The organism is Micromonospora sp. C97 (assembly GCF_018070385.1).
GTDB lineage: Bacteria > Actinomycetota > Actinomycetes > Mycobacteriales > Micromonosporaceae > Micromonospora > Micromonospora parva.
The window spans coordinates 70556-90897 of sequence record NZ_JAGPXU010000029.1 but is presented as its reverse complement, the minus strand read 5'-3'; the positions used below and the strand labels follow the sequence as shown (position 1 = coordinate 90897).

Annotated in this window: 18 protein-coding genes and 1 pseudogene; 11 read left to right on the top strand and 8 right to left on the bottom strand. The window is 70.9% G+C overall.

The annotated features are described in order from the left end of the window. Window positions 1-65 precede the first annotated feature (65 nt). Together KBX26_RS27380 and KBX26_RS27375 are read right to left on the bottom strand one after the other, a co-directional pair. The gene (locus KBX26_RS27380) at window positions 66-1259 is read right to left on the bottom strand and encodes an endo-1,4-beta-xylanase (protein ID WP_210866714.1); all 1194 of its coding nucleotides are present in this window, start codon (window positions 1257-1259) and stop codon (window positions 66-68) included. A gap of 316 nt (window positions 1260-1575) precedes the next feature. Beyond that, on the bottom strand, window positions 1576-2397 hold the full coding sequence (locus tag KBX26_RS27375; protein ID WP_210859398.1) for a PIG-L family deacetylase: 822 nt from the start codon (window positions 2395-2397) through the stop codon (window positions 1576-1578). 191 nt (window positions 2398-2588) lie between these two features. Here KBX26_RS27375 and KBX26_RS27370 point away from each other — a divergent pair, with 191 nt between their 5' ends. Continuing rightward, entirely contained in the window at window positions 2589-3494 is a 906-nt protein-coding gene (locus KBX26_RS27370; protein ID WP_210866713.1) for an alpha/beta hydrolase, read from the top strand. 4 nt (window positions 3495-3498) lie between these two features. Here the strand turns inward: KBX26_RS27370 and prfH are convergent, their stop codons facing one another. Both prfH and KBX26_RS27360 read right to left on the bottom strand, forming a co-directional pair. Then, window positions 3499-4128 carry a peptide chain release factor H gene (gene prfH, locus KBX26_RS27365; RefSeq protein WP_210866712.1) on the bottom strand — a complete coding sequence of 210 codons (630 nt, stop codon included), beginning with the start codon at window positions 4126-4128 and terminating at the stop codon, window positions 3499-3501. Continuing rightward, window positions 4125-5312 (bottom strand): RNA ligase RtcB family protein, encoded by a 1188-nt coding sequence (locus KBX26_RS27360; protein ID WP_210866711.1) that lies wholly within the window; start codon window positions 5310-5312, stop codon window positions 4125-4127. Before KBX26_RS27360 ends, prfH begins: the two co-directional genes overlap by 4 nt. 171 nt (window positions 5313-5483) lie before the next feature. Here KBX26_RS27360 and KBX26_RS27355 point away from each other — a divergent pair, with 171 nt between their 5' ends. Further along, on the top strand, window positions 5484-6014 hold the full coding sequence (locus KBX26_RS27355) for an adenylate kinase (RefSeq protein WP_210866710.1): 531 nt from the start codon (window positions 5484-5486) through the stop codon (window positions 6012-6014). Window positions 6015-6271: 257 nt separating this feature from the next. Here the strand turns inward: KBX26_RS27355 and KBX26_RS33090 are convergent, their stop codons facing one another. The 3 genes and pseudogenes from KBX26_RS33090 to KBX26_RS27345 all read right to left on the bottom strand — a co-directional run bounded on the left by KBX26_RS33090 (window position 6272) and on the right by KBX26_RS27345 (window position 8323). Continuing rightward, on the bottom strand, window positions 6272-6550 hold the full coding sequence (locus KBX26_RS33090) for a hypothetical protein (RefSeq protein WP_307857919.1): 279 nt from the start codon (window positions 6548-6550) through the stop codon (window positions 6272-6274). A 220-nt stretch (window positions 6551-6770) separates the two neighbouring features. Next, window positions 6771-7355: pseudogene (locus KBX26_RS33085) on the bottom strand (ice-binding family protein); the annotation flags it as partial. A 314-nt stretch (window positions 7356-7669) separates the two neighbouring features. Further along, on the bottom strand, window positions 7670-8323 hold the full coding sequence (locus KBX26_RS27345; RefSeq protein WP_030333951.1) for a class I SAM-dependent methyltransferase: 654 nt from the start codon (window positions 8321-8323) through the stop codon (window positions 7670-7672). 130 nt (window positions 8324-8453) lie between these two features. On the opposite strand from KBX26_RS27345, the gene KBX26_RS27340 reads away from it, so the two are divergent. Continuing rightward, a complete protein-coding gene (locus KBX26_RS27340; protein ID WP_210866708.1) occupies window positions 8454-9209 on the top strand; it encodes an SDR family oxidoreductase in 756 nt (251 codons plus the stop codon). A gap of 10 nt (window positions 9210-9219) precedes the next feature. Here KBX26_RS27340 and KBX26_RS27335 read toward each other — a convergent pair whose 3' ends face one another. After that, on the bottom strand, window positions 9220-11451 hold the full coding sequence (locus KBX26_RS27335; protein ID WP_210866707.1) for a hypothetical protein: 2232 nt from the start codon (window positions 11449-11451) through the stop codon (window positions 9220-9222). Window positions 11452-11670: 219 nt separating this feature from the next. Here KBX26_RS27335 and KBX26_RS27330 point away from each other — a divergent pair, with 219 nt between their 5' ends. The 8 genes from KBX26_RS27330 (at window position 11671) to KBX26_RS27295 (ending at window position 20273) form a co-directional block, all read left to right on the top strand. Next, window positions 11671-12816, top strand: coding sequence for an FUSC family protein (locus KBX26_RS27330; RefSeq protein WP_210866706.1), 1146 nt, complete (start codon window positions 11671-11673; stop codon window positions 12814-12816). A 91-nt stretch (window positions 12817-12907) separates the two neighbouring features. Next, on the top strand, window positions 12908-13432 hold the full coding sequence (locus KBX26_RS27325) for a hypothetical protein (protein ID WP_030333959.1): 525 nt from the start codon (window positions 12908-12910) through the stop codon (window positions 13430-13432). Between the two features lie 71 nt (window positions 13433-13503). Further along, the gene (locus tag KBX26_RS27320) at window positions 13504-14346 is read left to right on the top strand and encodes a DUF4097 family beta strand repeat-containing protein (protein ID WP_210866705.1); all 843 of its coding nucleotides are present in this window, start codon (window positions 13504-13506) and stop codon (window positions 14344-14346) included. 32 nt (window positions 14347-14378) lie between these two features. After that, the gene (locus tag KBX26_RS27315; protein WP_030333963.1) at window positions 14379-15356 is read left to right on the top strand and encodes a daunorubicin resistance protein DrrA family ABC transporter ATP-binding protein; all 978 of its coding nucleotides are present in this window, start codon (window positions 14379-14381) and stop codon (window positions 15354-15356) included. Next, entirely contained in the window at window positions 15353-16141 is a 789-nt protein-coding gene (locus tag KBX26_RS27310) for an ABC transporter permease (protein WP_030333965.1), read from the top strand. The genes KBX26_RS27315 and KBX26_RS27310 overlap by 4 nt, the downstream gene beginning before the upstream one ends. Before the next feature lie 629 nt (window positions 16142-16770). After that, the gene (gene araB / locus KBX26_RS27305) at window positions 16771-18453 is read left to right on the top strand and encodes a ribulokinase (protein WP_030333967.1); all 1683 of its coding nucleotides are present in this window, start codon (window positions 16771-16773) and stop codon (window positions 18451-18453) included. Then, complete coding sequence (locus KBX26_RS27300; RefSeq protein WP_030333969.1) at window positions 18450-19142, top strand: L-ribulose-5-phosphate 4-epimerase; 693 nt, start codon at window positions 18450-18452, stop codon at window positions 19140-19142. Before araB ends, KBX26_RS27300 begins: the two co-directional genes overlap by 4 nt. 126 nt (window positions 19143-19268) lie before the next feature. Then, the gene (locus KBX26_RS27295; RefSeq protein WP_247675477.1) at window positions 19269-20273 is read left to right on the top strand and encodes an ABC transporter substrate-binding protein; all 1005 of its coding nucleotides are present in this window, start codon (window positions 19269-19271) and stop codon (window positions 20271-20273) included. Window positions 20274-20342: the final 69 nt, after the last annotated feature.

Genomic DNA, 20342 nt, shown 5'->3' with positions numbered 1-20342 from the left:
GTGGTGGCGGACGGGCGGTGTGGAGGTTCGGCAAGCGCCACACGGCCCGTCCGGCGAGATGCGTGTCAGCGGCGCGGTTTGGGGGCGACGCGGGGCAGAACGTACGGCGGCCCGGCGAAGATCAGGTCGGACTTCAACTCGTGGTAGGCCCGCTTGGGCTGGTAGTTCTCGTCGTAGATGGTGGCCAGGCCCTCCGGCGGGTCGCTGAACCAGCCGGGCACCCACGAGTGGTTGTCACTGAAACCCCAGACCGTGTACGACAGGCAGCTCCGCACGGCGAGGCACGCCTTCATCAGCACGCTGAAGTTGGCGGCCGACGCCTGGAGCCGCGGGTTGATCTCCTCCGAGTTGCCGGCCTGGACGCCCGCCGTCAGTTGACTGCGGACGTCGACCTCGGTGAACGCCGTCGCGACGCCGAGCCCGCTGAACTTCTTCAGCGCCGCCGTCACCTGGAGGGTGTCGAAGTTGCCGTACTGGGTGCCCAGGTGGCCCTGGGCGCCGACGCCGTCGATCGGGACACCCTGAGCGCGCAGGCTCCTGGTCATGTCGTACACGAACTGGGTCTTGTCGTCGGCCGGGTTGCCCGAGCCGAACGCCTCGATGTTGTAGTCGTTGTAGAACAGCAGCGCCTTCGGGTCGGCGGCCCGTGCCCAGCGGAACGCGTCGGCGATGTAGCCGGGCCCCAGGTTCTGCGCCCAGAAACCCTTGTAGTGCAGTGTCGACGGGGTGTCCCAGGGGTCGCTGACCGCCTCGTTGACCACGTCCCACTGCCAGATCTTGCCCTTGTAGCGGTTGACGACAGTGGTGATGTGCTTGCGCAGCAGCTCGCGCAACTCCTGCTTGCTGATGGAGCCGTCGGCGACGCCACTGGTCAGCCAGGCGGGCAACTGGTTGTGCCAGACCAGCACGTGACCACGCACGCTCTGCCGGTTGCGCTTGGCGAACTCCACGAACTCGTCGGCCGGAGCCCAGTTGTAGGTGCCACGGGTGGGCTCCAGGCTCTCCCACTTCATCACGTTCTCGGCGGTGACCGAGGCGAACTCGGTGGAGGCCAGCTTGCGGTACTGGGGGTCGCTGGCGTCGTTGAGGGCGTCCATGTCCACCGCGGTGCCGACGTGCAGACCGTGGCGCAGGCCGAGGGTGGCGAGGCTCTGCGTCGTGGGGTCGTACGGCCGGCTCGCGGTGGCCGGCACCGTGTTCAGCGTCGCGACGGTCGCGACGGCGACCAGGCCGACGGTCGACCACTGCCTTAGCTTCATGTGCCTTCCTTCCAAGCGATCAATGGGAATGTGTCGATCAAGGAGGCGAGGGTCCGGTGCTGGCCGGCGGGAACGTGGTCGGGTGGGCGGGCGACACCGGTAGTTCCGGCCGGAAACCGGAAACCCGCTCGAAACGTTAAGCCGATCGATGTCTGGGCGTCAACGGTGAAAACTTCCGGAAATTCATCACATGACCTGCGCAGCCCTGGGCCACCAAGCGTCGAAACTTCCGGGATCAGCTTCCGGCCCCGGCGCACGCCGGTGGCATCGTCGACGCGGTGGTCGACGATGCCAGGGTGCCGTTGGGTAAGACCGGTCAGCGCAGGCCGGCGAAGAGGTCGTCCTCGGGGGTCGGCGCGCCGGTCCGGTCCCGGACCCGCAGGAAGGTCTCCACGCCCATCAGCTCGGTGAACCGCTCCTGACCGAGTTGCAGGAAGAAGATGTTCTCGGTCTGACTGGCGTGCGTGGCCAGCGCGTTGAACTTCTGCGCGCCGAACTTGCTCGTGTCGACCCAGGTGGTGATCTCGTCGTCGGGGAGGCCGAGCTGCGGCTGCGACGCGTCCGGCTCGGCCCAGTCGACGCCGAGCTCCTTCATGATCCGACCGAACTCCGCGAACGCCGTACGCGGCACCGTGGTCCAGTAGACCTTCGCCGGGACGTCCGTCTGCTCGACGGCGGCCATGGTGATCCGATGCGCCTGGATGTGGTCCGGGTGGCCGTAGAAACCGTTCTCGTCGTACGTGACGATCACGTCCGGCTGGTACTGCCGGATCAGCTCCGCGAGCCGGGTCGCCGCCTCCGCCACCGGGGTCGTCCAGAACGCGCCGGGCTGGTCGTTGGTCGGCCAGCCCATCATCCCCGAGTCGGCGTAGCCGAGGGTCTCCAGGTGGGTGACGTTCAGCGCCGCGCAGCTGGCCTCCAGCTCGGCCTGACGCATCGCCACCACGGCGGCCGGGTCGTGCCCCTCCTCGCCCGGCTTGACCCCACCCGGGCCGTCCCCACATCGCCCGTCGGTGCAGGTCACCAGCACGGTAGTGACCCCCTCGGCGGCATAGCGGGCGAGGACGCCGCCGGTGCTCGTCGCCTCGTCGTCGGGGTGGGCGTGCACCGCCATCAGGGTCAGAGGTCGCTCAGCCATGCCAACACCCTACGGTTCCGCGGCTACCACCCCACGACCTCCACCCGCAACGACGGCGGGGAGCGGGCATCCTACCCAGTTCGGCATCCGCGCAGCGGTCCTTGTGTGAACGGTGATCACGTCCCGGGCGGGTCGCTAGATTCGGCCGTGATCAGCCCAACCGAGCAGGTCCGGACGTGGGGAGAGAGCCGATGGCAAGAGCCGCTGGCGGGTTCACCGACCTGCGACAGGTCGAGGCCGGACTCCTGAACGTGGGGTACGTGGACGCCGGGCCGCCCGACGGGGACCCGGTGATCCTCCTGCACGGGTGGCCCTACGACATCCACAGCTTCGTCGACGTCGTACCGCTGCTCACCGCTGCCGGTCACCGGGTCGTCGTCCCGTACCTGCGGGGTTACGGCACGACCCGGTTCCTCTCCGACGACACCATGCGCAACGGCGAACCGGCGGCGATGGGGCTCGACCTCATCGCCCTGATGGACGCCCTGAAGATCGACACCGCGAAGCTGGCCGGCTTCGACTGGGGCGCGCGGACCGCCGATGTCGTGGCCGCGCTGTGGCCCGAACGCTGCCGAGGGCTGGTCTCGGTCAGCGGCTACCTGATCGCCAGCCAGGAATCCGGTAAGGCGCCGCTGCCGCCGAAGGCGGAGTTGGCGTGGTGGTACCAGTACTACTTCGCCACCGAGCGCGGGCGGGAAGGTTACGACAAGAACCGGCGCGCCTTCAACAAGCTGATCTGGCACACCGCGTCCCCCCGGTGGACCTTCGACGACGCGACCTACGACCGCAGCGCCGCGGCGTTCGACAACCCCGACCACGTCGACATCGTGATTCACAACTACCGGTGGCGGATGGCCCTCGCCGACGGCGAGGCACAGTACGACGAGATCGAGCAGCGTCTCGCCGGGCAACCGAAGATCAGCGTGCCCAGCATCTCCATGGAAGGCGACGCCAACGGTGCGCCCCACGTCGAGCCCACCGTCTACGCCAAGCAGTTCACCGGGCCGTACGAGCACCGGATCGTGGGCGGCGGCGTCGGGCACAACCTGCCGCAGGAGGCGCCGCAGGCCTTCGCGGACGCGGTGCTGGAGGTCTGAGTCGCTAGCCTCCCGGCCGCCGGGGCGTCGGACGTTCCACCCGCACCGGGTCGCCGCGGACCAGCCCGTCGTGGATGCGCCAGCGGGCGGTGGTGACGGCCCGCCGGGCCGCCTCGTCGCCCTGCTCGACGCGTTGGCGCAGCAGCTCCACCGCGATCCGGCGGTTGAGACTGAACTGCCGCTCCTCGTCCACCACGACGACGATGCCCGAGGGGCGGTGCGTCGCGCGTACCGCGGTGCTGGCCTTGTTCCGGTGCTGACCACCCGGCCCGCCGGTGCGGCAGGCGACGACGTCGACGTCCGCCTCGCGGAACGTCGTGGGTCGGGCGTCGTGTTCGGGTGGCTGGGCGGTGACGTACCAGTTCTTCCGGCCGCTGCCCGACCGGTACGGGCTGGGGGCCTGCCAGCACAGCGTCCCGGTCCACGACGTTGCGAACGCCTCGGCGTCGGCGCCGGAGATTCGGATCAGCACCGACCGGTAGGTGCCGGCGCGGTCACCGGGCACCGCGCGCACCTGCTGGATCGTCAGACCTCGGCGGGTGCCCTCGCCCCGCAGGCGGTGCAGCAGCTGACCCAGTGCCCAGGCGCACTCCTGCGGCCCCCGTCCCGCCGACAGCAGCAGGAACACGTTCACGACCGGCCCCGCCTGCCGCGGTGACCCCGCCGGTCCGCTCGGGCGGTGGACCCGGGATCGGGCGTCTTGTAGGTGACCACTGGCGTCGTGGCGAGCACCGGCGTGGCCAGGCGGTGCGCGACCAGGTCGGCGATCACCTGCTCGATGCGCTTGTACGCGGTGGGCGCCTCCTCGAAGAGCAGCTGCCGGTCACCGCACACCACCAGCGACCCGACCGGGGTACGCCGCAGCTCCTCGACGGTGTGCTTGGCCCGGCCCCGCCGCAGGGCGTCGGCGCGCGACATCTTGCGGCCGGCGCCATGGGCCACGGAATGGTTGGCGTCCGGCCCGGCGTGCGCGGCCACCAGGTAGGACGCCGTGCCCCGGGTGCCGGCGATCAGAACGTCGCGCCCGTCACCCGGCGCCGCGCCCTTGCGGTGCAGGTAGACCCCGTCCCGAACCTCGACCAGGTTGTGGCACTGATCGACGATCGGGGCGGTGGGCTCGGCCCCCAACGCGTGCGCCACCCGGGCGGCCAGCACCCGGCGGTTGAGCGAACCCCAGCGCACGGCGTCGTCGTGGCTGCGCAGGTAAGCGGCGGGGTCGACAGCCGGCCCGGCACCGTGGACCTCGGTGTGCGCGCGCAGGATCCGCTCGCCCAGGCCACGGGAACCGCTGTGCACGATGAGCACGAGGTCGCCCGCGTCGAGCCCGAGTCGGCCGGCGTGCCGCCCGTCGAGGATGCTGTCGACCCGGGCCAGCTCCACGAAGTGATTGCCCCGGCCGACCGTCCCGAGCCCGTCCAGGTGACCGGCCGGAACGTCACCGTCGACGGCGGCCCAGGCCGGGTCGTCGGCGTCGCGTACCGGGTCGAGCGCCTGGTCGAGGTCGGGGAACCGGGCGGCGAGCCGTTCCGGTACGGCCCGTTTCAGCTTGATCGGAAACACGGCGATGCCGCAGCCGATGTCGGAGCCCACCAGGAACGGGTACAGCACTGTCGACGCCATGGCCGCGCCGATCGGCGCGCCCTTGCCGGGATGCAGGTCCGGCATCGCGGCGACGTGCCGCATGCCGTCCAGGGCGGCGACCTGTCGACACTGGGCGAGCGCTGCGGACTCGATCCAGCTCGTCGGTGAGGCGAACACCGTGACGGTGGCCGGGGTGGACGGGGGCAGGGGCTCCCGAGGGAGGTGGTGCTGGGACAAGGAGGCTCACTTCTCGCTTGCGAACGTGGGAACGGACGGCGTCACGGCCCCGGGAGGCGTCACCGGTGGCGCGGAGCAGGGGGTGGTGTCCGTCAGTACGTCATGGCCGTCACTCTGGCCCAGGCGGGTCGGCCCGACAACTGATTTTCCTTCACGACGTACGCTGCCGCGATGAGCGCACCGCGTCGCGTCCTGGTGTACGGGGTGTACGGCTCCGGCAAGTCCACCCTCGCGGCGCGGCTGGCCGACCACCTCGGACTGCCCTGGTATCCGGTGGACGATCTGCTCTGGCAACCGGGCTGGGTCGAGGTGCCGGTCACCCAGCAGCGCAGCCGGATCGAGGAGATCTGCCGACGGGACCGCTGGATCATCGACGGGGCGTACCACGGGTGGCGGGACGTCCCGCTGGCCCGCGCCGACCTGGTCGTCGGCCTGGACTATCCACGGTGGTGCTCGTTCGGACGGTTGCTGCGCCGCACCGCCCGTCGGGTGGTCACCGGCGAGGTGATCTGCAACGGCAACCGCGAGTCGCTGAGCAGTGTGCTGTCGCGGGACTCGATCCTGCTGTGGCACGTCACCGCGTTCGGCCGGGCCCGCCGGCGGATGCGGGCCTGGCAGGCGGACCCGTCCGCGCCGCGAGTGGTGTTACTGCGCTCCCCGGCGGAGCTGGACGCTTGGCTGGCCGGCCTGCCCGGTCGGTGAGGTCGCGCGGAGAGCCGCCGAACTGAGCTCTGACCGAGCTCGCACCGGGTGCCGTACTCATTCGACCAGGTGGACGCCGCCGGCCCGCTCCATCGGGGAGCGGGCCGACGATGTCACGTGGCCCGGCCGTACTCGCGCCGGCCGGGCCACCGGTCAGGACTCCTGGCGTCGACGCCGGGCGAGGAGGAACGCGAATGCGCCCAGCACGACCATCACACTTCCGACGCCGGTCATGGTCGGGACCACACCGCCACCGGTCACCGGCAGGACCGGGGCTTGGCCGCCTGGGCCACCGGGTCGACCGGGTGCACCAGGCGCGCCCGGGCTGCCAGGTGCTCCGGGGGGCCCGGACGGACCAGGTACGCCGGGCGCTCCGGGTGCTCCAGGGCTACCGGGCGCTCCGGGTGCTCCAGGGCTACCGGGCGCTCCGGGTGCTCCAGGGCTACCGGGCGCTCCGGGTGCTCCGGGGCTGCCGGGGGCACCAGGGCTGCCGGGGGCACCAGGGCTGCCGGGGGCACCAGGGCTGCCGGGCGCACCGGGGCTGCCGGGCGCTCCGGGGCTGCCGGGCGCTCCGGGGCTGCCGGGCGCACCGGGGCTGCCGGGGGCACCGGGGCTGCCGGTCGGCCCGGGCGGGCCGGTGGGTCCGGGCGGGCCGGTGGGTCCGGGTGGGCCGGTCGGCCCGGCGCAGACCGGTGCGGTGATGACGTTGGTATCCAGGGTGACGGCGGCGGTGCGTGCCAGCGCGCGGCCCTGCAGGGTCGCGCCCGTGGCCATCGTGATCGCGGCCTGCGCCATGATTGTGCCGACGAAGGTGGTGCCCGTGCCGATCGTCGCCGAACTGCCGATCTTCCAGAACACGTTGCAGGCCGAAGCCCCGTTGATCAGGACGACGCTGCTGTTCGACGCCGTCGTCAGCGAGGAGTCGACCTGGAAGATGAACACGGCGGACGGGTCGCCCTGGCCGTTGAGCGTCAACGGTCCGGTGAGTTGGGCGGCTCCGATCCGGTAGACCCCTTCGTTGAGCGTGTTGCCGCCCAGCTCCGCCGGGAGGTTGGTGAACGGCGTCCGGCCGGCGGCATCGTTGAAGGCGATGGTCAGGTCGCTCTGAGCCTGTAGAGCGACAGCGTCACCGAGGTGCACCTCGCCGCCGATGGTTGCCGTCTCGAATCCGGACGCGGTGTTTCCGGGGTACCGACCGAGGCTCTGAGCCAGGAAGCTGGGCCCGGTGTTGGTGGGTTCGGCTCCGGCCAGGACGGAGAAGTCGGCCGCCGTGCCCAGGTTGACCGGTGCTTCCTGCGCGTTGGCTGCGGTCGAGCTGAAGAGCAGCAGGCTGGCTGCCACTGTGGCGGCTGCGCCGGCCGCAAGCGCCGGCAGGACCACCTGTCGCCGTAGCCAGTGTTTGGGTTTAGCTGTCACAGAACACCCTCCGTGGGCACTACTCGCAGGAGACGTCAAGCCAGTGGCGTCCTGCGTGATATGGCCTGTATGGCGCCGATAAGCGCGTTGACTACCACATCACGGCGGGTGTTCAAATGGGGGCAAATTGGCGCAATGACCGACGCGCATCTATCTGAATAGGACAGATATTCGCATTCTTGTTCGCCGGTTTCGACAAGCGGCGGGTGCGCACCCGGGGCGACCGAGCAGATCTCGGCCTATCGCCGGACGGCCGGGACCGGCCTGATCGCACGGCCGAGGACGCAGGGCGAGGATGGGCTGTTGCTGGTGGCCGGGAAGCGGAACCGGCGCAGCTGCGTCACCTCGAAGCCGGCCGCTGCGATCGCCGCGACGGTGTCGCGGTTGGTGTGGCAGCCCGCGAACAGCCTCGGCCACACGGTGGCGTCGACGAGACGTTGGGCGCGGTGCAGGCCGGTGGCCTCCTCGGCGGCCACGTGCTCGAAGAACCGCACCTGGCCTCCGGGGCACAGCACCCGGCTGATCTCCGCCAACGCGCTCGCCTGATCGGGCACCGTGCACAACACCAACGCGACCACGGCCGCGTCGAACTCGCCGTCCGCGGCGGGCAGCGCCTGGGCCAGAGCGTCGACGACGGTGACCGGAATCGGCGCATCCGCGGCGGCGCGCTCGGCGGCGGCCCGCAGCCGCCGTTCCGGTTCGACAGCGAGGACCTGGGTGACAGACGGCGGGTAGTGGGCGAACATCCGCCCGTTGCCCGCACCGATCTCGATCACCCGGCCGGACAGGCCGGCGACCAGCTCCCGCCGGAACGCCGCCGTGCCGGCGCGGTCCATGGCGACGCTGAGTCGCTCGTACACCCGGGCGAACACGGGGTGGGACACCGTGGCCACGTCGACCTCCACTGATGGCGTGATCTCCGTAAGACGCTTTCTCCGGCGATTGTCCTGCATCCGCGCACGCTTTCCGTCTTACTGATGGGCAGCACGACTCAACCCAGTGCAGACAGGATGTGGTCCGACCATGAAGATCGTCGTCATCGGGGGCAGTGGCCTCATCGGTTCCAAGGTCGTGGACCGCCTCGGCGCCCAGGGCCACGAGGCGGTGGCGGCATCGCCGAAGACCGGCGTGAACACCCTGACCGGCGAGGGCGTGGCCGATGCGCTCGCCGGGGCCGAGGTCGTCGTCGACACGTCGAACTCGCCGTCGTTCGAGGACGCCGCCGTACTGGAGTTCTTCGAGACCTCGACCCGGACGCTCCTCGCCGCCGCGTCGGACGCCGGGGTGAATCACTACGTGGCGCTCTCCATCGTGGGGAGCGACCGGATCCCGGACAGCGGTTACATGCGCGCGAAGGTCGCTCAGGAGAAGCTCATCGTCGCCTCCGGAATCCCGTACTCGGTGGTGCACGCCACCCAGTTCTTCGAGTTCCTCCAGGGCATCATCGACGCCGCCACGGACGGCGACACCGTGCACCTCGCGCCGGTGCTCATCCAGCCGATGGCCGCTGACGACGTGGCGGCCGCGGTGACCGAGGTCGCGCTCGGCGCGCCGACGAACTCCGTGGTCGAGGTCGCTGGTCCGGAGCAGTTCCAGCTCGACGAGTTGGGCCGCTCGCTCCTCGCCGACCAGCAGGATCGCCGCACGGTGGTGGCCGACCCCGACGCCCGGTACTTCGGCGCCAGGCTGAACGAACGCTCGCTCGTTCCGGCCGACGGCGCCCGCATCCCCGGCACCGCCCTGGCCGACTGGCGTGCGGCGGCTGGCCGGGGACGCTGAGCCGGCCCCGCTACCTCGGCGTCGTGGTCGGGCCAGCCCGCCCGCCGAGGCGCCGCACCAGCTCCCGAACCGCCTCGGTGAACGGCTCGTCGGACTCGTCCGGCCAGTGCCCGTGGATGGGTGGAGCGACGCTGTCCCCGGGGGGCGTCACCACATCGCGGGGATCGCGCTGTCGGCGATCGACAGATGCTGTCGGGTCGCCGGTGGTAGCCGGCGCGGGTGACGGATTCGGGGAGAAGATCCAGCCACCGATGGGATCGGTGTCGCGCCACAGGTTCACCCAGCGCCACCCCACCCGCTGGCCGATCTCCTGTAGTGCCGCGTCGTCGAGGTAGGCGGGGAAGGGCCGCGCGCAGAAACGGCGCAGCGGTGATCCGTGGGTGAGCAGGGCGACCCGGTCGCCGATCTGCGGCCGCAGTTGGAGCACCGCGGCGGCGAGCAGAATCGAGCCGTGGCTGTGCCCGGTCAGCAGCACCGCGTCGCCGCGCTCGACCAGGTAGGTGATTCGGCGGGCCAGTTCCGGCACCGCCCGCCTGGAGTAGCAGGGTGGCGCGAACGGGTGGGCGGCCCGGGGCCAGAAGGTGCCAAGGTCCCAGAGGACGCCGATGTAGCGGCGGTACGGCTCGGTCCGGTACGCGAAGATGGCGCCGATGACCAGGCCGAGGATGATTGCCCCGATCACCCAGCTGCTGAGCGCGATGGCGAACGTGATCGCCTCCGCCGGCAATCGGATGTTTCGCTCGATCACGTCGCCCGGCAACTGGCCGAGCAGGCCGACCGTGGTGGTGGCCGTGGCGAGTCCGGCGAGGCAACCGTAGACCACTGCCAACGGCACCAGTTTCTCGGTGAAGCGGGCCCGAGCTATCGCGTCTCGGACCTGCCTCAGGCGGAGCTCGGCCTCGGCCGGCGCGTTCGGGAAGTCGCGCGCGACGATCGCCGCCGCAGCCCGGCGTCGACTCCGGCGGGAGATCAGGATGACCAGAACGGCGACGATCGCGGTGACCACCACCGCGCGGAAGAAGCCGTAGATCGCCCAGGTGAAGGCCCGGGGCGGGCCGGTGGCGATGCCCTCCCCGGTCGGCACGCCGCGATCCAGGAAGTCCGCCACCCGGCAGACCAGCTCTGCGGAGTACGCCACCGCCGTACTGATCCCGGTGGCCGCGACAACGAGAGCGCCCAACCCGAACAGCGGGGTGGCGTCGCGCTCCCGGCTCCGGTACCAGAGCAGCACCACGCCCAGGGCGGCCATCAGTGTCGTCTGAGCCGCGAACACACCGACCACTGTCGGGTCGTAACCGGGCAGCCCGCGCTCCTGCGGCCACGGCCGCGAACTGGTCGACACGTGTGCCACGACGACCACGGTCAGGATGATGGCAGCGGTCCGGAGGGTGCGGGTGACCCGGTCGAGCCGCTGGTCGGCGGGGTACCGGTCCATCAGTGGCGGGGTGCAGAGCATCCCCACGCAGCTCGTCAGGATCACCCCCGTGATCGCCGTCAGCGCGATGGTGGCCGCCGAGGCGTCTCTCGCACCCTGGGCGAGGAGCAGGACGAGGTCCAGCGTCGCGAACGCGGCGGCGACATGGATGGCCCGCAAGCGGCCCACCAGCGGCTCGGCGTCCCACTGGCCGACGGTGTCGAGCCGGCAGGCGGAGCCGCCCTGATCGGGTGCGCGAAACGCCTCGAAGGCTCGCCCCGGACGACAGCTGATCAGCCAGATCAGGCCGATCGCGGCGGCCGGGACCAGCGCGAGCACCGCCAGCCGCAGCCCGATCGTCCGCCCACCCAACCAGGACAACCAGCTGCGTCCGGTGAGGCAGCTCGGCGAGGCCAGGCACTTCCAACCGACGAGGTCCAGGGCGACGCCGGCGATGGCGAGCACGTACAGCACGGTGAGCGTGAGCCCCAGCACCCGGCACAGGGACTTGACCGCCGCCTCGGAAGCCGGGTTCGCCGGGCGCATCCAGATCGCGACGTTGACAAGCATGAAGGGGAGCAGGAACACCACCGCCAGGGTGCGGGTCACGGTGCCCGACGGCAGGTCACCCCAGCGGTACGCCTCCAGCGTCACCCCCGGCACGCTCGCGCTGTCCGAGGACCGGGGGCGCGGCCGGTAGAACCCGCCACTGCGGTCACCGGCGACCTGCCCGGTCTGCTGCAGGCCCAGCACCTGTGCGGGACTCGCGCCGGAGACTCCGTGCACCCGTAGCTCCACGACGCCACCGGAGCTGTCCGGCCCGCTCAACCGCGCTGATCCATCCGACGTCCCCCCGAGGCGTCCCGCCGCCCTTGTCCCGCTACCCCACCTCGACGACACGCGCCGGGGCCGGCGGCCGAGCGGGTCTACCCGAACCGGACCCGCTCAATCTCGGCCGTCCCTGGTGCTGCCACCCGACCGGCGCGCTGTGGTCGACCGGCCCGTGCGTGCGAGGGTTGAGCCGGTCGTGGCGGGGTAGGTGCCGCCATGGTCGCTGCCGGTCGGCGCGGAGCGGACGCGGGCCCGTCGACAGCGCGGCGCTGGGAACGCCTGCTGGCCGCCTGGCACGACCGGGTCCGTCGGGTACGCGCCATCGGCGGCCTCGCCCTGCAGGCCGGCCTGGCGGCGGCACTGTCCTGGTTCGTGGCGCACTCGCTGCTGCACGTGTCGCAGCCGGTCTTCGCGCCGATCTCCGCCGTCTCGACGCTCGCCGCGTCCGTCGGCCAGCGGTTGCGTCGCACCATCGAGCTGATCATCGGTGTGACCGTCGGGGTGCTGATCGGCGACCTGCTGCTCCTGGTGACCGGCACCGGGTGGTGGCAGCTCGCCCTGATCGTGGTGCTGGCGATCGTCGTCGCGCTCTTCCTCGCCGGCAGCGCGGCGGTGGTGATCCAGGCCGGGGCGACGGCGGTTCTCATCGCCACGCTCAGCCCAACCGTCCGGGACCTGGAGATCCCGCGGTTCGTGGACGCGTTGATCGGGGGAGGGGTGGCGTTGCTGGTCACCGCCGTGTTGCTGCCGCTGAACCCGCTACGGGTGCTCAACCGGGCCGCCCGGCCGGTGTTCGATCTCCTGCTGACCCAGCTCGACGCCACCGCCGAAGCGCTGGCCGAGCGGGACGCCGCGCGGGCCCGTACCGCCCGGGGTGAGCTGCGGCAGAGCGCGGGCCGGTTGAAGGCGTTCGTCGAGGCGGCCCAGGGCGCCCGGGAGGCGAGCACCCTGTCGCCGGTGTACTGGCACCAGCGGCACGGACCGGTGGGCCGGTACGCGCAGGCGGCGGAGCTGATCGACCGGGCGACGCGGAACAGCGGCACCCTGATCCGACGGTCGGTGACGCTCATCGAGGACGGCGAGCCGGTGCCGGAGTCGTTGCCGAGGGCGGTGGCCGAGCTGGCCGAGACCGTCCGCCTGCTCAAGCGGCAGTTCGCCGCTGGCGCTGAGCCGAATCGGGCGCGGGAGCAGGCACTGCGGGCGGTCGCGACGGCCGGGAACGCCTATCGGGACGGTGTGGGCTTCTCCGGTGCGGTGGTGGTGGCGCAGGTCCGGACCACGGTCAGTGACCTGCTGGTCGCCACCGGCCTGACCCAGGAGGGCGCGAATCACCTGGTCCGGAGGGCTTTCGGCGATCTCTGACGGTCCGGCGGCGCCCATCGGCGCCAGTTGTTGGCGCATATCTGAGCCATCGCTGTTGCCATCTGAGCCAAAGTGGTGCCATCATGGTGCCATGGAGCTGAGGTCATACGTCGAGAACCTGCGTAACGAGTTCGCCGTGGCGGCGGAGGGTGTGGACCCGGAGGCCCGGGTGCTGGCCGAACGGCTCTTCACGCAATTGGAGGCGGCCACCCGTCTCACGCTGCTCGAAGCGCTCTCCGACGCGGCTGACGAGATCACCCGTGACCTCGCGCCGGGCTCGGTGCACGTCCGGTTGCGCGGGCGCGAACCCGACTTCGTGGTGACCCCGGCCAGCCCGCCGGCCGAGCTGGCGAGCGAGGCCAGCGGCCCGCCACCGCTGGCGGTGCCGGTGTCCGCGCCCGACGGTGACGAGGGCGGCACCTCGCGGATCAACCTCCGGCTGCCCGACCACCTGAAGGCCAGCGTCGAGGAGGCCGCTGGGCGCGCCGGGCTCTCGGTCAACGCCTGGCTGGTGCGCGCCGTCGCCGGTGCCGTCGGGGCGGGCGACCCGGAACGTCGTCCGCCGCGCCGGGTGGAGCCGACCTCCGGCCAGCGCTTCACCGGCTGGGCCCGCTAACTTCCCGTACCCCCATCCGCCGCGCCGCTGACCAGCGGCAACCTTCGCCGACCACCTTCCGGGAGACCACCATGCCTGTTTTCGAGACGCCAGAACCGATTGCCGTCCAGATCGAGCTGCCGATCGGCGACGCCTGGATCGCCGCGAGCGACCGCACCGACACGGTGGTGACCGTGCGTCCCCGCGACCCGTCGAGCAAGGCCGACGTGAGCGCCGCCGACCAGACCACCGTCGAGTTCGCCGCCGGGCAACTGGTGATCCGGGTTCCCAAGAGCTGGCGCCGCTACGGGTTCGGCCCCGGGCCGTCGGTCGACGTCCTGGTCGAGCTCCCGACCGGGTCGCGGGTGCACGCCGAGGCGTCGTGGGCGGCGTTCCGCTGCGAGGGCCGGCTCGGCGAGTGCCGGATCAAGACCGGCAGCGGCATCCGGCTCGACGAGACCGGGCCGTTGGAGATCGACAGCAGCCACGGCGAGGTCGCGGTCGAGCGCGTCCTCGGACCCGCCCGGGTGAAGGCTTCGTCCGGCAAGGTGCGCATCGGCGCGGTCGACGGCACCGCCGAGATCAAGAATTCGTCCGGCGACTGCTGGATCGGCCGCAGCGGCGGCGACGTCCGGATCAACACGGCCTACGGCGACATCACCGTGGACGCGGCGCTGGGCTCGGTGACGGCGCGTACCGCCTACGGCAACCTTCGGCTGGGTGAGGTCGCCCGCGGCGCGATCGACGTGCAGACCTCCTACGGCGCCATCGAGGTCGGCATCCGTCGCGGGACCGCCGCGTGGCTCGACGTCAGCTCCAAGCACGGCCGCGTGCACAACGCGCTGGAGTCGACCGGCAGCCCGGCGCAGACCGACGAGACGGTCGAGGTCCGGGCGAACACCTCCTACGGCGACATCATGATCCGCCGCGCCTGACCCCCACCGCGCCGACCACGAATGAGGAGACCATGACCAGCTCCACGAACCCCGCGATCGTCGCCACCGACCTGCGCAAGTCCTACGGCGACAAGGTCGTCCTGGACGGCGTCGACCTGATGATCACCGAGGGCACGATCTTCGCCTTGCTCGGTCCGAACGGGGCCGGCAAGACCACCACCGTGCAGATCCTCTCCACCCTGATCAGGGCCGACGGTGGCGATGCGCGCATCTTCGGCCACGATCTGACCCGGGAGCCCGACGCGGTACGCGCGCTGATCGGCGTCACCGGCCAGTTCTCCGCCGTCGACAACCTGCTCACCGCCCGGGAGAACCTGACCCTGATGGCCGACCTGTGCCACCTGGGCAGGGCCGCTGGCCGGCGTCGGATCGCCGACCTGCTCGACCAGTTCGACCTGACCGAGGCAGCGGCCAAGCCGGTGTCGACGTACTCCGGTGGCATGCGCCGGCGGCTCGACCTGGCGATGACCCTGGTCGGCGAGCCCCGCGTCATCTTCCTCGACGAGCCGACCACCGGCCTCGACCCGCGCAGCCGCCGGGCCATGTGGCACATCATCCGGGCGCTCGTCGCCGAGGGCGTCACCATCCTGCTCACCACGCAGTACCTGGAGGAGGCCGACCAACTCGCCGACCGGGTGGCGTTCCTCGACCACGGCCGTCTGATCGCCGAGGGCACACCCCGCGAGCTCAAGCGGCTCATCCCGGGCGGTCACGTCGTGTTGCAGTTCGCCGACCAGGAAGGGCTCGACTCGGCGGCCCGGACGTTGCAGGCCGCCACCCGGGACGACGCGGCGCTCACCCTCCAGGTGCCCAGTGACGGTGGGGTCGGGTCACTGCGATCCCTGCTCGACCAGCTCGACAGCGCCTCGATCAGCGTGGCCGGGCTCTCCGTGCACACCCCCGACCTCGACGACGTCTTCCTCACCCTCACCGGTCAGCCGGACACCCGGGCCGGCCGGACCCATCACGAAAGGGCTTCCGCGCGATGAGCACCATCTCCCTCGCCGTCCGCGACTCCAGCACCATGCTGCGGCGCAACCTGCTGCACATGCGGCGGTACCCGTCGATGACCTTCCTGCTCATCGGCATCCCGATCATCATTCTGCTGCTCTTCGTCTACGTCTTCGGCGGCACGCTCGGCGCCGGCCTCGGCCCGTCCGGCGACCGCTCGCAGTACGCCAACTACGTCACGCCCGGCATCCTGCTCATCACTGTGGTCAGCGCCGCGCAGGGCACCGCCATCTCGGTCGCGATGGACATGACCGAGGGGATCATCGCCCGGTTCCGGACGATGTCGATCTTCCGACCGTCGGTCCTGACGGGTCACGTGCTGGGCAGCCTGGTCCAGACCATGCTCAGCCTCGCGGCCGTCACCGTCGTGGCGCTGCTGGTCGGGTTCCGGCCCACCGCCAACCCGGTCGAGTGGCTCGCCGCCCTCGGCGTCCTCGCCATGGTCACCTTTGCGCTCACCTGGCTGTCGGTCGCCCTCGGTCTGGTCAGTGACAGCGTCGAGACGGCCAGCAACCTGCCCATGCCGCTGATCCTCCTGCCGTTCCTCGGAAGCGGGTTCGTCCCCACCGACTCCATGCCGGCCGCCGTGCGGTGGTTCGCGGACTACCAGCCCTTCACGCCCGTCATGGAGACCCTTCGCGGCCTGCTCCTGGGCACCGGGATCGGGAACAACGCCACCATCGCCGTCGTCTGGTGCGCCGTCATCACCGTGGCCTGCTTCCTCTGGGCCAAGGCGCTCTACAACCGCAACCGGACGAGCTGACCCGACCGGCGCGCGGTCTCGCCATCAGCTCGCGGAACCGGCGGCTCGGCCCAGGGGGCCGGGCCGCCGGCTCCTGGTGTCGCGCGGCCTGCGGGTGCGGCGGCGCGCGCACCTGAGCGGGCTGTGGACCGGGTGTCCCGTCGCTGTCCGACCCGGGCGGCGAGAGCGCCTCAAGACGTCGAATGTTATCGATAACACAGCCGCGTCGCCCGGTTGCGCGCGGCGTGGGCAGCCGGTGCGGAGCGCTCACCCAAGAGCCCGCAAGGTCATTGACGGCAGTGGCGCGGATCCAAGCGGAGGAACGCGCGAGCCCGATGATGTTATCGCTGCCATTGCCACCGAAAGTTTAGGTGGTCGCTATCGGACGGTCGTCCCGCAGTGTCCGGCACACCGCACCTGTCGCCTCGCCTGTCGACGGCCATCCGGTGGGCATTCGGTCCGCGCCGAGGCCCCGTTCGGCACCTGATCGGCGCACTTGCCGTCGGAATGGTGTGCTTTGCACCGGTCCGCTATCAACCCTCCCGAGTCGGTCCGCCTTCCGCGTTCCGTTACGGAGCTGTTGCGGGTAGATGTCTTGACGAGGCTGGATGTGAGCGTTAACACTATCCCCGTTAACGGTGGAGGTGAACATGAACCGTGTGGACGGAGCTGACGACCGCTATGTCGTCGGTGTCGATTACGGCACCCTGTCCGGGCGAGCTCTGGTGGTCCGTGTCGGCGATGGTGCCGAACTGGGGACCGCGGTGCACGAGTATGGCGATGGCGTGATCAGCACGGCGCTGCCGGGAGGTCGAGCGCTACCCCCGGACTGGGCCCTGCAGAACCCGCAGGACTACCGCGACGTGCTGCGGTACGCCGTCCCGGCGGCGGTGTCCGCCGCGGGGGTGGACCCGGCGGCGGTGGTCGGCATCGGCATCGACTTCACCGCCTGCACCGTGCTGCCGACGCTCGCCGACGGCACTCCACTGTGCGAGACGCCCGAGCTGCGCGACCGACCGCACGCCTGGGTCAAGCTGTGGAAGCACCACGCCGCGCAGCCGCACGCCGACCGGATCAACGCGCTGGCCCACGAGCGGGCCGAGCCGTGGATCGGCCGGTACGGCGGCAAGATCTCCGCCGAGTGGCAGTACGCCAAGGGCCTGCAGCTCCTGGAGGAGGACCCGGAGGTCTACGACCGGGCCGAGCGCTTCATCGAGGCGGCCGACTGGATCGTCTGGCAGCTCTGCGGCACCGAGACCCGCAATGTCTGCACGGCCGGATACAAGGGCATCCTGCAGGACGGTCAGTATCCCGCCAAGGACTTCCTGACCGCGCTCAACCCCAACTTCGGTGACTTCGTGGCCAAGTTGGACGGTCCGTTGCTGCCCCTCGGCGCCCGCGCCGGCTCGCTCACCGCCCAGGCCGCCGCATGGACCGGCCTGCCGGAGGGGATCGCGGTGGCCGTCGGCAACGTCGACGCGCACGTCACCGCGGCGTCCGCGCAGGCGGTGCAACCCGGTCGGCTGGTCGCCATCATGGGCACCTCGACCTGCCACGTGGTCAACGGCGCGGAGGTCGCCGAGGTGGCCGGCATGTGCGGTGTCGTGGACGGTGGCATCAGCCCCGGCGCGTGGGGTTACGAGGCCGGGCAGAGCGGCGTCGGCGACATCTTCGGCTGGTTCGTCGAGCACGCTGCCCCGGCCGGCATCGACTCGCACGAGCGCCTCACCGAGCTGGCCGCGAGTCAGCCCGTCGGCGCGCACGGCCTGATCGCGCTCGACTGGTGGAACGGCAACCGGTCCCTGCTGGTCAACCACGACCTCAGCGGCATGATCGTCGGGATGACCCTGGCCACCCGGCCAGCGGACATCTACCGGGCCCTGCTGGAGTCCACCGCGTACGGCACCCGGATGATCATCGAGGCGTTCGTCGACGCCGGAGTCCCGGTGAACGACCTGGTGATCGCCGGTGGTCTGACCAACAACGCGCTGCTGATGCAGATCTACGCCGACGTGACCAGGCGTCCGCTGAACATCATCGCCTCGTCGCAGGGTCCGGCGCTGGGCTCGGCGATCCACGCCGCGGTCGCCGCCGGTGAGTTCCCCTCGATCCACGAGGCGTCGCAGGCGATGGGTCGGGTGCACGAGGCCGTCTACCGCCCGGACCCCGAGCGGGCCCGCGCCTACGACGCCCTCTACGCCGAGTACCGGGCGCTGCACGACCACTTCGGTCGTGGCGGCAACGACGTCATGCTCCGCCTGCGGGCGATCCGCAACGCGGCGGTCGAGACCGCCGCTACCCCGCACGAGACCCCGCTGGAGGTGGTGGCGTGAACGCCGAGGTGACCCGACAGATCGCCGAGCTGCGCGAGACCGTCGCCCGCCTGCACGCCGAGCTGACCCGGTACAACCTGGTCGCCTGGACGTCCGGCAACGTCTCCGCGCGGGTTCCCGGCCAGGACCTGATGGTGATCAAGCCGAGTGGGGTGAGCTACGACGACCTCACCGCGGCCACGATGGTGGTGTGCGACCTCGACGGCGTTCTCGTCGAGGGCGACTTCGCCCCGTCCAGCGACACCGCCGCCCACGCCTACGTCTACCGGGCCATGCCCGAGGTCGGCGGCGTCGTCCACACGCACAGCTCGTACGCGACCGCCTGGGCGGCGTGTGGCGAGCCGATCCCCTGCCACCTCACGGCGCAGGCCGACGAGTTCGGCGGGGAGATCCCGATCGGTCCGTTCGCGCTGATCGGCGGCGACGACATCGGCAAGGGCATCGTGGCCACGCTCGCCGGGCACCGCTCGCCGGCGGTGCTGATGCGCAACCACGGCGTGTTCACCATCGGCCGCGACGCCCGCGCGGCGGTCAAGGCGGCGGTGATGTGCGAGGACGTGGCCCGGACCGCGCACCTGGCCCACACCCTCGGGCGGCCGGTCCCGATGGCACAGGCCGACATCGACTCACTCTACGACCGCTACCAGAACGTCTACGGCCAACAACCAGTCGCACCGGCGGGTTCCTGACCCTCACCGAAACCCCGGGACCCGTCGGTCTGCACCACGCGCACCAGCACGCACCACCCGCGTACGCCGCTCTTTCGCACCTCGGCGGCCGGCGCGGTTACCCACCACATCCACCAAGGAGATTCGATGGGAAAGATGCGAATGCAGTCCGCTCCGTGGCGTGCTGCCGCGGTCCTCGCCAGCGTGCTGCTGGTCGGCGGCGTGGCGGCCTGCGGTAACAGCGACACCGGCGGCGGCGGGTCCAAGGACGACGGCAAGATCACGATGGGCTTCTCCCAGGTCGGTGCGGAGAGCGGGTGGCGTACCGCGAACACCACCTCGATCAAGGAGTCCGCTGCCGCCGCGGGGATCGAGCTGAAGTTCGACGACGCTCAGCAGAAGCAGGAAAACCAGATCAAGGCGATCCGCAACTACATCCAGCAGAAGGTCGACGTGATCGCCTTCTCGCCGGTGGTGGAGTCCGGATGGGACACCGTGCTCAAGGAGGCCAAGGACGCCGGCATCCCGGTCATCCTGACCGACCGCTCGGTGGACTCGGCCGACAAGACCCTGTACAAGACCTTCCTCGGCTCGGACTTCGTCAAGGAGGGCCGGCTCGCCGGTGAGTGGCTGGTCGAGCAGAAGAAGAGCGCCTCGGGCCCGGTGAACATCGTCGAGCTGCAGGGCAACACCGGTGCGGCGCCGGCGAACGATCGCAAGAAGGGCTTCGGTGAGGCGATCGCCGCCAACCCGAACCTGAAGATCATCGCCTCGCAGCCGGGTGACTTCACCCGGGCCGGCGGCAAGCAGGTCATGGAGCAGTTCCTCAAGGCGTACCCGAAGATCGACGTGCTGTTCGCGCACAACGACGACATGGGTCTGGGCGCGCTCGAGGCGATCACCGCGGCCGGCAAGGAGCCCGGCAAGGACATCACCATCATCACCGTCGACGCCGTCAAGGATGGCATGCAGGCTCTCGCCGACGGGAAGTTCAACTTCATCGCGGAGTGCAGCCCGCTGCTCGGCCCGCAGCTGATGGACCTGGCCAAGAAGGTCCACGCGGGCGAGGAGGTGCCGCCTCGGATCGAGACCGAGGAGACCACCTTCACGACTGAGCAGGCGAAGGAAGCTCTGCCCAACCGTAAGTACTGATCGACGACGGGGTCGCCGCGCTCGCGTGGCGGCCCCGCCGCGTCGCCTCCCTACCCGAAACGGACCGGG